The sequence below is a fragment of the Pseudoalteromonas sp. CR1 genome (genome assembly GCF_019392235.1).
Taxonomy (GTDB): domain Bacteria; phylum Pseudomonadota; class Gammaproteobacteria; order Enterobacterales; family Alteromonadaceae; genus Pseudoalteromonas.
In genome coordinates this window covers 1-249 of sequence record NZ_JAHXRM010000472.1, presented here as the reverse complement: position 1 = coordinate 249, position 249 = coordinate 1, and the positions used below count along the sequence as shown (strand labels likewise).

Here is a 249-nt window from a genome sequence, read left to right as displayed (position 1 = left end):
CACCTATGCCCTCAGGGCGAGCTTCCGCAGCGTCGAGGGCGTGACAGTCGGCACCGATGTCCGGCTGGCCGGGGTGAAGATCGGCACCGTCACGTCGCTCACGCTCAATCCCCAGACCTTCTATGCGGACGCAGCCGTCTCGATCCGGAGGGACGTTCTCCTGCCGGACGACAGTTCGATCCTGATCTCGGCGGAAGGGCTGCTTGGCGGATCCTTCGTCGAGATCCAGCCGGGCGGCAGCCTGACCAA

General features: G+C 65.9%; 1 protein-coding gene. It reads left to right on the top strand.

Going from position 1 to position 249, the window contains the following annotated elements:
- Nucleotides 1-249 (top strand): MlaD family protein (locus KZZ04_RS20200; protein WP_219424035.1); only part of this gene is annotated, 249 nt, incomplete at both ends.